Annotated in this window: 13 protein-coding genes; 1 reads left to right on the top strand and 12 read right to left on the bottom strand. The window is 53.2% G+C overall.

Annotated features, from left to right (window positions below):
• Positions 1–128: 128 nt before the first annotated feature.
• Together VMF88_09625 and VMF88_09620 are read right to left on the bottom strand one after the other, a co-directional pair.
• Entirely contained in the window at positions 129–584 is a 456-nt protein-coding gene (locus tag VMF88_09625) for a GatB/YqeY domain-containing protein (GenBank protein HTY11317.1), read from the bottom strand.
• Positions 585–603: 19 nt separating this feature from the next.
• A complete protein-coding gene (locus tag VMF88_09620) occupies positions 604–1320 on the bottom strand; it encodes an SDR family NAD(P)-dependent oxidoreductase (protein ID HTY11316.1) in 717 nt (238 codons plus the stop codon).
• 120 nt (positions 1321–1440) lie between these two features.
• Between VMF88_09620 and bshC the strand changes: the two genes are divergently transcribed.
• Positions 1441–3081, top strand: a complete 1641-nt coding sequence (gene bshC, locus VMF88_09615; GenBank protein ID HTY11315.1) for a bacillithiol biosynthesis cysteine-adding enzyme BshC — start codon at positions 1441–1443, stop codon at positions 3079–3081.
• 9 nt (positions 3082–3090) lie between these two features.
• On the opposite strand, the gene ugpC is transcribed toward bshC, so the two are convergent.
• The 10 genes from ugpC to rimP form a co-directional block, all read right to left on the bottom strand.
• Complete coding sequence (ugpC, locus tag VMF88_09610) at positions 3091–4194, bottom strand: sn-glycerol-3-phosphate ABC transporter ATP-binding protein UgpC (protein HTY11314.1); 1104 nt, start codon at positions 4192–4194, stop codon at positions 3091–3093.
• An 11-nt stretch (positions 4195–4205) separates the two neighbouring features.
• The gene (gene aroA / locus VMF88_09605) at positions 4206–5489 is read right to left on the bottom strand and encodes a 3-phosphoshikimate 1-carboxyvinyltransferase (GenBank protein ID HTY11313.1); all 1284 of its coding nucleotides are present in this window, start codon (positions 5487–5489) and stop codon (positions 4206–4208) included.
• Positions 5490–5542: 53 nt separating this feature from the next.
• Positions 5543–7654, bottom strand: coding sequence for a polyribonucleotide nucleotidyltransferase (gene pnp, locus VMF88_09600; protein HTY11312.1), 2112 nt, complete (start codon positions 7652–7654; stop codon positions 5543–5545).
• 69 nt (positions 7655–7723) lie between these two features.
• Positions 7724–7993: a 30S ribosomal protein S15 gene (rpsO, locus tag VMF88_09595; protein ID HTY11311.1), complete on the bottom strand. Its 270-nt coding sequence runs from the start codon at positions 7991–7993 to the stop codon at positions 7724–7726.
• 31 nt (positions 7994–8024) lie between these two features.
• The gene (gene ribF, locus VMF88_09590; protein HTY11310.1) at positions 8025–8978 is read right to left on the bottom strand and encodes a riboflavin biosynthesis protein RibF; all 954 of its coding nucleotides are present in this window, start codon (positions 8976–8978) and stop codon (positions 8025–8027) included.
• On the bottom strand, positions 8975–9715 hold the full coding sequence (gene truB / locus VMF88_09585; protein HTY11309.1) for a tRNA pseudouridine(55) synthase TruB: 741 nt from the start codon (positions 9713–9715) through the stop codon (positions 8975–8977). The genes ribF and truB overlap by 4 nt, the downstream gene beginning before the upstream one ends.
• Positions 9696–10052 carry a 30S ribosome-binding factor RbfA gene (rbfA, locus tag VMF88_09580; protein ID HTY11308.1) on the bottom strand — a complete coding sequence of 119 codons (357 nt, stop codon included), beginning with the start codon at positions 10050–10052 and terminating at the stop codon, positions 9696–9698. Before rbfA ends, truB begins: the two co-directional genes overlap by 20 nt.
• A gap of 41 nt (positions 10053–10093) precedes the next feature.
• Positions 10094–12772, bottom strand: coding sequence for a translation initiation factor IF-2 (infB, locus tag VMF88_09575; GenBank protein HTY11307.1), 2679 nt, complete (start codon positions 12770–12772; stop codon positions 10094–10096).
• A gap of 49 nt (positions 12773–12821) precedes the next feature.
• Entirely contained in the window at positions 12822–14183 is a 1362-nt protein-coding gene (nusA, locus tag VMF88_09570; GenBank protein HTY11306.1) for a transcription termination factor NusA, read from the bottom strand.
• Positions 14184–14226: 43 nt separating this feature from the next.
• Positions 14227–14682, bottom strand: a complete 456-nt coding sequence (gene rimP / locus VMF88_09565; protein HTY11305.1) for a ribosome maturation factor RimP — start codon at positions 14680–14682, stop codon at positions 14227–14229.
• Positions 14683–14686 lie beyond the last annotated feature (4 nt).

Raw genomic sequence — 14686 nt, 5'->3', positions numbered from 1 at the left:
GTATTTGGTCGCAAGGACAAGGGAGACGGCGAGACAGACGAGGGCGATCGATTTTTTCAGCAAACCGCTTCTCCATCCTGCAAACATGAAAAGGCCGAGAACGACGATCAGTATCGAATCGAAGGTTGTCATGAAACGCTTATGAGCTTTTGTTTGACGATTTCAGAGATCACTTTGGAATCGATCTTCCCTTTCAACTCCTTCATGGCAAGGGGCATGAGCTTTCCCATATCTTTGACGGAGGAAGCCCCTGCCTGGAGGATCAGTCCGGCGACAATTTTTTCGGCGTCCTCCCGCGAAAGCTGCTTCGGAAGGTATTCCGAGATGATCTCCATTTCTTTTGTCTCTTTTTCCGCAAGTTCGGTGCGTCCGGCTCCGGTATACATTTCGATCGCTTCTTTTCGCTTTTTGGTCGCCGAGATGAGGATCGACATTTCGTCATCGTCATTCATCGGACGGTCCAGACCTTTCTTTTCAAACTCGATGATCTGGGCCCGCAGCATTCGCAATGTCTCGAGGCGCAGCTTGTTCCCCGATTTCATTGCCGCTTTCATGTCGTCACTGATCCGCTGTGTAAGGCTCATGCTCAATTCAATTTAGTTCTTAGTTCGATATGCGGCCGTATACCGGCAGCGTTTCACCGTTTATTGCCGCTGCTTCGTCTGAGGCAAGGAAACCGATCACCTCCGCTGCCTGTTCGAGCGTGACCCATTGCCGGGATTCTTTTTCCGTCGCGGATCGTTTATTCGATTCCGTCAATAGGATGCTTGGGGCGATGGCGTTCACCGTGATGCTGGAATCAGCGTAGGCTTTCGTTTCTTCGCCTGCGATCTTGGTGAACGTTGCCACGGCCGCCTTAGAAATTCCATACGCACCCCGCCCGGCCGAGGGCGTCAGCCCTGCCATCGCAGAGACGTTTATGATCCGTCCGAATTTTTGCGCTTTCATTATCTGTAATGCCTGCCGCGTACACAGGAAACAGGTCTTTAAGTTCAGCGCGAACATAAAATCCCAATCCTTTTCGGTCAGCTCTGTAATCTCCTTTTTTGACATATATCCCCCCACAAGGTTGCAAAGGATATCCAGTCTTTTTTTCTTATCCAGAAGCGACTGAAAGGCCTGCCGAACATCTCCCTCTTTCGAAAGATCTCCTTTTAAGAGCACCGCCCGGGGGAAAAGCTCCGTAAATTCCGCGGCATCCTGATCGGAGTAATATGAATCGGCGACATCGGCGCCTTCAGAAAGAAAGTACTTGGTGACGGCTCGTCCAAGTTCCCCGGTGCCGCCGGTGATCAACACTGTTTTTCCAGCAAATTTCATGTACTAATATATCGTACGTCGTGACGAAAATCAATCCGCGCGCCGGTCAAGCCAACAATTGATTCTTATGACGTTAGGGCGTATATTACAGGACATTTCATTCATTACTTGAGAGTTTCGATGGATTGGGTTGATTACAAACAGATCCAGAATTTCGAGGCAGGCATTACCCCGCTTTACGTTGACTACCTGAATGATTTCGAGAAGGTGAAAGATTATTACTCCGCCGATTTTCACGACCGGAGGCATTGGAAGAAGCTCATCGAAAAAGTGCTGTCAAGAACGCACGACCGCTCGACTCTCGTTCGTGTGCTTACCGAGCAAAACAAACAGCACCATTGCGGCATCAAAACGCTGGCAAACATCGATCTCCTGGGGAACGATAACACTGTTGCCGTGGTTACCGGTCAGCAGGTAGGGCTGTGTGCCGGCCCGCTCTACACCATCTACAAGACGATCACCGCGATCAAACTCGCCGAACAGCTCTCGGGGCAATTTCCCGATTACAATTTCGTGCCGGTTTTCTGGGTGGAGAATGAAGACCATGATTTTGAAGAAATCAATAAGGTGCACGTTCTCGGACAAGCCGGCGATATTCAAACGATCGAATATTTATTCGGCGGGAAACCATTCGAAAAAAATCCGGGACCGGTTGGCAGCATTGTAATCGATAGTTTTATCGACGGCTTTTTTGAACGGCTGCAGGCGCAATTGCAGGAGTCCGAATTCAAGACAGGCTTGTTTTCGGCGCTGCGGGGATATTACAGGAACGGAGCTTCGATAGGCTCGGCGTTCGTCGGACTGATGAACCAATTGTTCGAGGAGTCAGGATTAATTTTTCTCGAACCGGGAAATGCCGACCTTAAAAGGATTCTCAAACCCATTTTCCAAAGAGAAATTTCCTCATCCTCAAAGACATCGCAGATCGTTATCGAGACGAGCGCCAGCCTGGAAGAGCGCTACCACGCGCAAATCAAAGCGAAGTCGATCAACTTGTTCATGATTCACAAAGGGGGACGGTACCTCATTGAACCTCGTGAAAGCGACTACAGCTTAAAAGGAACGAGGCAATTTTTTTCCAAGGAAGAGCTGGCCGCCATTGTTGAGACTTCACCTGAACTGATTTCTCCAAACGTTGTCCTCCGCCCCATTTGCCAGGATACAATCTTACCCACGGCCGCGTACGTGGGCGGCCCCTCGGAGATCGCTTATTTCGCTCAGTTGAAGCCGGTCTATGAATTCTTCGATGTCCAACAACCAGTCGTGTATCCACGTGCAAGCGTGACGATTGTGGAGGAAAAGATAAAGACCATCCTCGAAAAATATTCGGTCGATGTCACCGAAATATGGTCGGACCTCGATCCCCTGCTTGCCCGGATTGCCGAACAAGTTTCTGAAGTGAAGGTCGACGCTCTCTTTGAGCAGCTCCACCGCCGCATTCAGGAAGCGGTCGCAGAAAGCCGCTTCGGCATCCAGCAAATCGATTCGACCCTCTCGGGAGCGATCGATTCAACGGTGTCGCGAATAGAATCTCAGTTGAATGTGCTGAAGGAAAAAACGCAGGCGGCGCAGCAGCGGCGGCAGGACGTCACGATGAGGCAGATCCAAAAGGTCGCGTCGAACATTTATCCGAAATCCAACTTTCAGGAGAGAGAGTTCAACGTAGTGTACTACATGAACAAATACGGACCGGACTTTGTGAAATGGCTAAGCGGGGAGATTGTCATCGACCGGTTTCAACATCAAATCGTTGAGCTTTGAACCGGCACTTCAGATAACTTTTTCAGTCTCCTTGTTGAAGAAATGAGCTTTGCCCATGTTGAACGCGAGGTCCATTTCTTTTCCGGCCTTTGGCTCCTCTGTTGCAATGATCCGCGAAACGTATTGTTTTCCGTTCCCTGTTGAGAAATAGACGAAGATCTCGTTTCCCATCGGCTCAACAACCTCCACCCTGGCCTTGCATTGTGCATACCGCGCGCCGGCCGTTTTGTTCGCATCGGAGATATGCTCGGGCCGGATGCCAAGCCAAACCCCTTTTCCGGCGAACGGTTTCAATTTCGAGTGCTGTTCTTTCGGCAGCTTCAGGACAACGCCGGTTTTATCTTCTGTGAACGTCAGCCCTTTTTTGACGGAGATGGTCCCCTCCATAAAATTCATTGCCGGACTTCCGATGAACCCCGCCACGAACTTATTCGAAGGGTTGTGGTAGAGATTCAGCGGCGTGTTCGTCTGCTGTACCGTTCCATCCTTCATTACGACGATCTTGTCTCCCATCGTCATGGCCTCGGTCTGGTCGTGCGTGACGTACACCATCGTAGCATTGAGCCGATCGTGGAGTTTAGAAATCTCGGTGCGCATCTGCACGCGCAGCTTCGCGTCGAGGTTGCTGAGGGGCTCATCGAAGAGAAAAACCTTCGGCTTCCGAACAATGGCCCTCCCCAGGGCAACCCGTTGCCGCTGCCCGCCGGACAATGCCTTTGGTTTCCGGTCGAGATATTCCTCGATGCCGAGTATTTGAGCGGCTTCGTGGACGCGTGCTTCGATCTCCGATTTCGGATATTTTCTGAGCTTCAATCCGAACGCCATGTTCTCGTAGACCGTCATATGCGGATACAAAGCATAGTTCTGAAAGACCATGGCGATGTCGCGGTCCTTGGGGGGAACATCGTTGACAACCGTGCCGCCAATGGAGATCGTCCCGCCGCTGATCTCTTCGAGACCGGCAATCATTCGAAGCGTAGTGGATTTTCCGCAGCCTGACGGGCCGACGAGCACGACAAATTCTTTGTCGGCGATATCGATGTTAACGTCTTTGACGGCAACGACTCCCCCTTCATACTCTTTCCGGATGTTCTCAAGTTTGACGCTTGCCACACTGACCTCGGCTAGTTAGCCAATATGTGAAGGGTGTCCCAGAATGCCGGGAATGAAATGTCAACGCAATCGGAATCCTTAACTGTTGATTCTCCCTCGAGACCCGATGCAGCAACGCCGAACGCCATTGCGATCCGATGATCTCCATAGCTGTCGAACGTCGTGGGAATTAATGTACTTTTTGAGTGAAATGCAAACCCGTCCTCGAGCTCTTCCACTTCAAGTCCCATGAGAGAAAGATTTTCGCACACCGCTCCGATGCGGTCGCTTTCCTTGTTGCGCAGCTCGAATGCTCCCCGGACTTCAAACGTTCCGACAGCAAAAGCCGCAGCGACGGCGAGGATGGGAATTTCATCGATGATATTCGGAATGATCGACCCTTGCAGCACCAGGTTGGACCTGAGTTCGGAGCTTTTAACCACAACATCGCCGATCGGTTCGCCTCCAATTTGTCGCTCATTCTCTATCGAGATCTTTCCCCCCATCGAGCGAAGCACGTCAAGATACCCCGTGCGGGTCGGGTTGATCCCGACATTTTTGATGACGAGCTCCGAATCGCGGGCTATGAGACCGGCCACGATGAAAAAAGCCGCCGAGGAGGGATCGCCCGGGATATAAAATTGTCGAGCAGGGATTTGTACTCCTCCGGTGACGGAGACGCTCGATTTCCCTTCCGTCCGCACCGGCGTGAGTCCGAGCATCCGTTCGGTATGATCGCGGGACGCCTGGGATTCCTCGACCGTCGTCCTTCCTTCGGCAAATAATCCTGCGAGCAAAACCGCTGATTTTACCTGAGCGCTGGGGACCGGAAGTTCATAGGTGATGCCATGGAGCGTATCGGCCGGAAAAATTTTCAACGGGGCGGTAAATTTATCTGTCCCCACGATCTGCGCGCCCATTTCCGTGAGCGGGTCGATAATGCGCTTCATCGGCCGCCGGACGAGGTATTGATCCCCGGAAATTTGGCTGGCAAATTTCTGACCGGCAAGTATGCCGGAGAGAAGCCGGATCGTAGTTCCGGAGTTCCCGGCGTTCAATTGAGCCCCCGGTTGACGGTAGCCGTGCAGTCCTTTGCCGACGATGTGCAGCGCGTGCGGGGTCAATGCAGTTTCGATCCCCATCGCCTGGATGCACTCGAGCGTGCTTCGGGGATCCGCGGCGTTCAGGAACCCGACGACTTCTGTCCTGCCCATCGACAGCGATCCTATCATCACCGCGCGATGAGAGATCGATTTGTCGCCGGGCACGGTTATTTCGCCGCGCAGATGACGGGCAGGACGGAGGACTTTATCCATGGAAAATGAAGAGTGCGGTTATTGCCGACGGACGAGAATGTTCCATGGAACTGTTATTTATTTTGTGGAACTTCCTCTTTTTTCTTTTCCGCAAGCATGACAGCTTTTCGGCTGAGATTGAGGCGTCCTTTGTCGTCGATTTCCATCAGCTTCACTTCGAACACGTCTCCCAGCTTGACAACGTCGGCCACCTTCTCGACCCTTTTCAAATCCAGTTGCGAGACGTGCACCAAGCCTTCCTTGCCCGGGAGGATTTCGACGAACGCGCCAAAGTCCATTATTTTTTTCACTGTCGCTTTATATATTTTCCCGATTTCGGGGACTTCCGTGATGCGGCCGATCATGGCGCGCGCGGTATCGCTTGCTTCCTTGGTGGTTGCAGCGATGACGATGGTTCCGTCGTCCTCGATGTTCACTTCAGCTCCCGATTCCGCGACGATATTGCGGATATTCTTCCCTCCGGGGCCGATAACGGCGCCGATCATATCCACAGGAATCTGGATCGTCGTCAGGCGAGGGGCATATTGGCTGAGATCGCTTCGCGGGGACGAGATCGCCGCGTCCATGATGGCCAGTTTATGGAGCCTTCCGGCCTTGGCCTGCTGAAGGGCCGTTTCAATGATGGCAAACGAAATCCCTTTGATCTTGATGTCCATCTGAAATGCCGTGATGCCGTCCTTTGTCCCTGCGACCTTGAAGTCCATGTCGCCCAGGTGGTCTTCGTTGCCGAGAATATCTGAAAGGACAGCGACGCGGTCTCCCTCCTTGACCAATCCCATGGCAATTCCGGCGACAGACTTCTTCAGCGGAACGCCGCCGTCAAAGAGCGCGAGCGAACCGGCGCACACGGTTGCCATTGATGAAGAGCCGTTCGATTCGAGAATGTCCGAAACGACGCGAACGGTGTACGGGAATTCCTTTTCTTCCGGCATTAGGATCTTAAGGGCCCGTTCGGCGAGATTACCGTGTCCGACCTCGCGCCGTCCTGTTGCAAGTCTTCCGGTCTCCCCCACACTGAACGGAGGGAAATTGTAATGAAGCATGAAGCGCCGGGTCGTTTTGGGGAGCAGACCGTCGAGGATCTGTTCATCGAGTTTGGTCCCGAGCGTTACCGTTGTCAAAGACTGAGTCTCACCGCGTGTAAAAAGCGCAGAGCCGTGCGCCCGGGGCAAGAGGCCGAGCTCGATCGAAATGGGGCGGATATCAGCGAGCCCTCTTCCATCGAGCCGCTTTTTCTTCCCGAGGATCATCTCACGCATCTCGAATTTTTCGATGTCGTGGAGGATCTGGTCGATGGTTTTTTCCTGTTCGGGAAACTTCTCGGCAAGGGCCGTGTGCACTTCGAGGGCAATGTTCTCGTTCGCCGCCGAACGTTCGTCCTTCAACAACACGGTATTTACCGTTGCCCGGATTTTCTCCTCTGCCAGGGCCTTGACGGCCGCCAGAAGGTCAGGATTGATCTCCGGCGCTGCAACTTTGCGCTTTTGTTTTTTCACTTCCGCGGCAAGCTCTTTCTGCAGAGCGCAGATCTTTTTGATCGCGTCGTGGGCGAATTTCAGGGCAGCAAGCATGTCCGTTTCGCCGATCTCGCGGGATTCGCCTTCGACCATGACGATGGAATCGTCGGTTCCGGCGACCGTCACGTCCATGTCGCTGACCTCGAGCTCGTCGAAGGTCGGATTGATCAGCATCTCGCCGTTGACACGGCCGATGCGCACTTCGGCGATCGGGCCGTCGAACGGAGAATCCGACACCATCAGCGCCGCTGAGGCGGCGCAGGCTCCGAGCACATCGGCGTCGTTCTGCTGGTCCGATGAAAAAACGTTCACAATGATCTGGGTCTCGTTGTGGTATCCTTCCGGGAACATCGGCCGGATCGGCCTGTCGATCAGACGGGCCGAGAGGATCTCCTTGTCCGAGGGCCTTCCTTCCCTTTTCAAAAATCCGCCGGGAATTTTCCCTGCCGAAGACATTTTTTCCCGGTACTCAACCTGAAGAGGGAAATAGTCGAGGTCGTCCTCGGATATTTTCGGTGCGACGATGGTCGCGAGGACCATCGTGTCGGCATAGCGGGCCATCACGGCGCCGTCCGCCTGTTTTGCAAACCTGCCGGTTTCAAACGACAGCGTTTTGTTTCCAATTTGAATTTCTTTTTTTACTACCATGTGGGTACTTTACTCTCGATGATTCATATCGTTGCTGAAATATTTCAGCGTCGTCCTGTTGCGTTGCTATTACTTGCGGATGTCGAGTTCCTGAATGATCTTCCGGTACCGCTCGATATTTTTCTCCATCAGATAATCGAGCAACCGGCGCCGTTTTCCGACCATTCTCAGCAGCCCGACACGCGAGTGATTGTCCTTTTTATGTCCGTCGAAATGCGACGACAATGCGTTGATATTCGCAGTGAGGATGGCAATCTGTACTTCGGGGGTCCCGGAGTCGTTCGGAGATTTGCCGTATTTTTTGATGCATTCTGCTTTCTGAGCCTTTGAAATTGACATGAACACTCCTTAAAAATAATTGTATAGTATGCTATTGGACATTTTCAAGAATATTTTTTCCAACATGCTTGTCGTTATTCATTTCCTTCACCAGATCTTCCGGCGACGAGAACTTCTTCTCTCCTCTGATCTTTTGGACGCATTCCACGGTTATTGTCCGGCCGTAAATATTTTGCGCAAACTCATAAATGAAGACCTCGCAGACAGCGTCGTGATTTTCGTAAAACGTCGGCAGTGTGCCGATGCTCATCAGAGCGTTATGCTGCATGCCGTCCACATGGACCTTCACTGCATACACTCCCTTGCCGGGGAGGATCTTTCTCGGGTCCTGCACGTCAATATTTGCCGTCGGAAAACCGAGCGTCCTGCCGCGACCGTCCCCGGCCACCACGGTCCCCGAAAATCCAAACCGCCTGCCAAGCAGCGTGTTGGCTTTCCCGACCTCCCCTTCCATCAGCAACGACCGAATGCGCGAACTGCTCACGAGTTCGTTGTTTGAGAAAAATTGCTTTTCCGCCACGACGGAGAATCCGAATTCACGCCCGAGGGCAAGGAGTTGAGCCAGCCCCGCTTCACGGTCTTTGCCGAATCCGTGGTCGTATCCTTCGATCACCTCGCTGACGCCGACACCGTTGATGATATACTCGGTGTAGAACTCGCGGAACGGTTTCCGCGAAAATTCGTACGTGAACGGGACGACGAAGGTCACGTCGACCCCGAGGTTCGCGATCAGCTCAAGCTTCTCTTCGTTCGTCGTCAGCAGCTGAACGCGCCCCCGCTCGTTGTCACCGCTTTGTTTCCCGACAACTTCCTTCGGATGCGGATCGAAGGTGATGATGACGCTCCGTCCGCTCCGTTCTTGTGCTCTCTGGATCACCTCGCGGATGATCTTCTGATGCGCTAGGTGGACTCCGTCGAACGTACCGATTGAAATGACGGAATCTTTGTTGTGCGAGAGCTCCGGCAAGGAGCGGACGATCTTCATACGGTCACATGTTTCGCCGACGCGCAACGGTCGCTGAGCTGATGCAATTCTTCGATCTGCAGCGCCTGCTGCAGCGAGAGACCGCCGATCCGTGTGCGCCGCAACTCTTTGACGTATGCTCCGCATCCTAATTTTTTTCCGCATTCGTCGACAACCGAACGGATATACGTTCCCTTTGAGCAGACGATGCGAAAGAACACGAGCGGCAGATCTGTCCGGACCAATGTAAAGTCGGAGACCGTGACCTCTCGCGGCTCCCTCTCACGCGAGCGCCCCTTGCGGGCCAGCTTGTACAGCGGTTTGCCGTCATACTTTACCGCGGAGTACATCGGCGGAACCTGAAGCTGGGTTCCGATAAAGGACGCGAAAGCCTCCCGCAGCTGCTGTTCGGTGATCCGGGAAAAATCCTTCAGGTTCTCTTCGGGAGTCTCTGAATCAAGGCTCGCTGTTGTCGCACCGAGCTGCATTGTCCCTTCGTACTCCTTTTCCTGGCCGCCGAACGAATCGATGTCCTTCGTTTTCCTGCCGGTGCAGAGGATCAACAGCCCCGTTGCCTTCGGGTCAAGCGTTCCCGCATGCCCGACTTTGCGGACGTTGAACAGATCCCTCACCCGGTGGACCACGTCGAAGGAGGTCCAATCTTTCGGCTTGTCGACGAGAAGGATCTCCCCGCTCTCGAAATCGAGCGAGGTGACATCCGACGCCATCGTGACCGGCTCATTGCGGCTTAGGGTCATTCTCGTGGATCTTCTTTATCAGGTTTTCCAGGTTCTCGACCCGGTCCATCGTATCGTCATGATAGAACTGCAACGCCGGCGTGAACCTCATGTTCACGTGAGATGCAAGAAGGCCCCGCAGACGCGATTTTTCGGCCTCGAGCCGAGCCAGCGTTTTTTCTCTTATCGCCGGGGCCCCAAGGATGCTCACATAAATTTTTGCAATCTTCAGGTCGGGAGTGACCCGCACTTCGGTGACGGTGCTTAAGCCAAATTCCCCGCCGGTGTATTCCCGGCTAATGATCGTTCCCAGTTCATGCCTGATGAGCGATGCAACTCGTTCCGTTCGTACTGACATTCAATCCTTTTCAAATAAATCTCCGACGGCGCTCGATCGTCTTAAACGAGCTTCCGCTTTGTTTCGACCACTTTGTACGCCTCGATGATGTCGCCGACCTTGACGTCGTTGAAGTTTTCCAGGCCGATACCGCATTCGAACCCCTGTTCGACCTCCCGAACATCGTCCTTGAATCTTCGAAGCGAAGCGAACCCGCCGTCAAAAATCGTCACACCGTCGCGGAGGAGGCGCACTTTGTTGTTGCGCACAATCTTTCCGTCCGTCACGTAGCAGCCGGCGATCGTTCCGATTTTCGGCACTTTGAACGTTTCGCGCACTTCGACGGTCGCGGTGACCTCCTCGGAAATCGTCGGCGCGAGCAACCCTTCAAGCGCGTTCCGCACCTCGTTAATGGCGTCGTAGATGATGTTATAGAGCCGGATATCGACCTTTTCCTGCTCCGCGAGACGGCGGGCGTTCAAATTTGGGCGAACGTGGAAGCCCACGATGACCGCATGGGAAGCTGCCGCAAGCAGAACGTCGGATTCTGAGATCGCTCCGACGCCTTTATGGATGACGCGGATCTTCACTTCGCCGGTGGAGAGTTTCATCAGCGAATCGGCCAACGCTTCGACCGACCCGTCGACGTCGCCTTTCACGACGATAGAGAGTTCGCGGACCTGCTGTCCTGCCTGGATCTGTTCCGAAATTTCATCCAGCGTGACAAAATGGATCTGCCGGAAATCCTGCTCGCGCTTCAATTGCTGGCGCTTGAGGCTGATGTCGCGCGCAACACGGTCGGAATCCATTGCGATGAACTGATCACCGGCTTGAGGAATGCCGTCAAAGCCGAGAAGCTGGACCGGCGTCGACGGTCCGGCGACTTCAGTTCTTTTTCCCCTCTCATCGAACATTGCCTTGACCTTTCCGCTGTAGATGCCGCCGACGAAGGGATCGCCGACGCGCAGCGTCCCTTTTTGAATGAGGATCGTCGCGAGAATCCCCTTTCCTTTGTCGATCTGCGCCTCAACGACCGCTCCCCGGGCGGTCCGGTTTGGATTCGCCTTCAGGTCGAGGACCTCCGCCTCAAGAAGAATTTTTTCCAACAAGACGTCGATGTTGAGCCCCTTTTTGGCCGAGACTTCGACGCATTGATATTTGCCTCCCCATTCTTCAACCAGAATTCCTTTATCGGCAAGCTGCTGTCGAATGCGGTCGGGGTTGGCTTCGGGCTTGTCGATCTTATTGATCGCGATGATGATCGGAACATTGGCGGCCCGTGCGTGACTTATTGCTTCGAGAGTTTGAGGCATGACGCTGTCCTCTGCAGCCACCACAAGAACGACGATATCCGTCAGCTGGGCTCCACGGGCGCGCATGGCCGTAAATGCCTCGTGGCCCGGCGTGTCGAGGAATGTGATCTTTTTCCCGGAATCCAAGGATACCTCGTAGGCACCGATGTGCTGAGTAATGCCGCCAGCCTCGCCAGCCACGACGTTTGTACGGCGGATATAGTCGAGCAGCGATGTTTTACCGTGATCGACGTGCCCCATGATGGTCACAACCGGGGAACGCGGCTTCAACGTTTCGGGAGCATCCGGCTTATCCTCGAGGAGGTCGACCGTAAACTCCTCATGAAATTCGACCTGCAATCCGAATTCATCGGCGACGAGAGTAATGTTATCTTTATCCAGCCGCTGATTGATGGATACCATCAGTCCAAGACCGATACACTTTGCGATGACATCGGCGACAGGAACATTCATTAAGCTCGCTAATTCGCCGACCGTAACATATTCAGTGACACGAAGTTTGCCTTCTTCATCTCGTGCTTCTTCCAGCAGCCTTGCCTGCTCTTCCTCACGCTCCCGTTTTCTCTTCTTTCTGTTTGTTGCACGGAGGCTGACGATCGACTCGTCCATCCCGGCAAGCGTACGTTTGATCGCTTCATTGACCTGCGTGTCATCGACTTCGTGAACCCGGAGTTTTTTCTTCTTTTTCTTCTTCTTTGCTCCGTCGTCGACCTCGGTTTCGACGACATCCTTGGTCTTTTCGTCTTTGACTTTCTTTTTCTTCTTCTTTCGCTTGTGCTGTTCTTCCGTTTCGCTTGCAGTTCCCGTTCCGCGTTCCTTTTCGGGAGTCTCGGAGGTCACTTTCAGATCGATCTTCCCTCTGATCGTCAAGCCCCTGCGCCGTGCGCTGAGCTGGTCCAAGGGGGAAGTATAGGCCTTCTCCCCTTTTTTCTTCTTTGCCTCTGCTCCGGTCGCCGGTTCTGCTTCCGCTTTTTGGAGCGATTTTTCGGCAGGTACAATTTGGGTCTCTTCTTTCGCGGAGATAACGGGAGCTTCCACTTCAGCCGGCTGCGCGCTGATCGGCTCTGTCGCGTGCACTTCCGGCTTCTTCTCAACGGCCGGCTGTTGCGGCGGCATTTCCGCTACTTCCTCTTCAAGCTTTTTCTTTGGAGTTTCCTTTGCTTCTTCTTCGGTTTCCTTTTTCTTTTCAGCAGTCCGCCGTTTGGTTTCCTTGATCTCAGCGATCTTTCGCTGATGCCGGTCTGCGACATCTTTGTCCTTCTTGAAATGGGACATGATGTCTTTCATCATGTCGTTTTCGACGAGCGACATCGGCCCCTTGATGGTATACCCCTTCTTATTGAGAAATTCAATAATCGTCCCGCTCGCGAGGTTCAGGTCTTTCGCGAGGTTGAATATTTTAACTTTTTTTTCAGTTGTTTCCGTCATTCGAATTCCTGTAGTCAGTCGGAACCGGGAACAGTGAGTGGATACTGTGTTACCGCGTTTCGGTTTCTTCTTTGGTAGTTTCCGCAGCGTCGGAAACTGCTTCTTCTTTCAGATTGGCGTCAGCCGCTGCGGTTTTCGCCCCTTCCGGTTTCTTGCTTCCTTCCTCTTCGTCTCCCTCATCGACTTCCGCTTCCTCGAATTCCTTCTTGATGAGCTCGACGATCTCTTTTACCTTCTCTTCTTCCAGACCAAGCTCCGACACGAGATCAGGGATGTCAGCTTCCATGACCTGTTGCGCAGTGTCGTAACCGTTCTCAATGAACTTCTCGTAAATCTCTTTTCCGATCTCATCCCGGAATTCGATAAGTTCGATGTCATACTCGGCCCCTTCTTTGACGAGCTGCAGGTCGAATCCCGAAAGTTTAGAAGCCAGGCGGATATTTTGCCCTCCCTTGCCGATGGCGAGGGACACCTGATCGTCGGCGACGAGGATCGTGGCTTTTTTTGCTTCGATGTCCAGGTCGATCTTTTTCAGTTTCGCTGGCGCGAGCGCGCGTGTGATCATGACCAGCGGCTCGTCGCTGTAGTTGATGACGTCAATATTCTCGTTGTTAAGTTCGCGAACGATGGCATGGATGCGGACGCCTTTCATTCCGACACAGGCGCCGACGGCGTCGATGCGGTCGTCGTGAGACTCCACTGCGACCTTTGCGCGTTCGCCGGGTTCCCGGGCGATGTCCTTGATCTCGATAATACCGTCGTAGATCTCGGGGATCTCAATTTCAAAAAGCCGGGCAAGAAATTTCGTGTCGGCGCGGGAAATAATAACGGTCGGATTGCCCGAGTTCTTTCTCACTTCTTTGATGACCGCACGAATCGTATCTCCCTTTTTGTACCGTTCCTTCTGGATCTGCTCGCTCTTCGGAAGCACCACTTCGTTCTTGTTGTGCATGACAAGGATCTCGTTCTTCCGGATCTGGTAGACCTCTCCGACGAGGATCTCGCCGATGGAATTGCTGTATTCGTTGTAGATCAGTTCCTTCTCAAGCTCTTTGATTCTCTGATTGAGGTTTTGTTTGGCCGTAATGATCAGCCGCCGGCCGAAATCGGCGAGGTTCACGATCTCTACGTAATCTTCGCCGACGTCCAATGATTCGCCCGATTTTTTCCGCGCAGCCTCAACGTCGATCTGCGTCACCGGGTCAACGACCGTTTCGACCACCTCTTTTTCGAGATAGATCTCAATATCGCCTTTCTCCATATTGACGACGACGTCGAAGCGCGCTTCCTGTCCGTATTTTTTCCGGACCATCATCCCGAAAATATCTTCCACGATTCCGACGAGGATATCCTTGTCGATGGATTTTTCCCGAACCAGTGAAGAGAATGATTCGACTATCTCGTAATTCATTGAATCCTCCAAAATGAAAATTGTAATTCAACCCAAACACTCTTTATCTGAACTGCGGAAGCACCCGTGCTTCGCGAATCTCGTTCACCGCAAAGGTCTGTTCGCGTTTCTCTTTCGTCACGACCGTGACCGCCGCATCCGTGACTTCCTGCAACGTTCCCTCAACCGGACCATTCCCGCCTGCGGCCGCAGAAGTGATGGAGACCTGGCGGCCGACATTTTTCCTGAGTTGCCGGACCGATTTCATCGGCCGGTCAAGCCCGGGGGATGAGACTTCCAGACGATAACGTCCCGCGATCATGTTCCTTCGGTCAAGCTCCGAGGCGATCGAGCGGCTCACTTGAGCGCATTCATCTGCGGAGATACCTTTGTCGGTATCCACAAAAATTTCAATGACGGAACTCCCCTTTTCGCCGCGAATATTGACATCCACAAGAAAGCCGTTGATCGCAGCGAGGCTTGCTTCGACCATTCCGGAAATGTCCTCAACCAGCGCCATATTC

The organism is Bacteroidota bacterium (assembly GCA_035506275.1).
Taxonomy (GTDB): Bacteria; Bacteroidota; Ignavibacteria; order UBA10030; family UBA8401; genus JAGVPT01.
The sequence above is the reverse complement of the archived record's forward strand: the minus strand, read 5'-3'. Positions and strand labels throughout refer to the sequence as shown.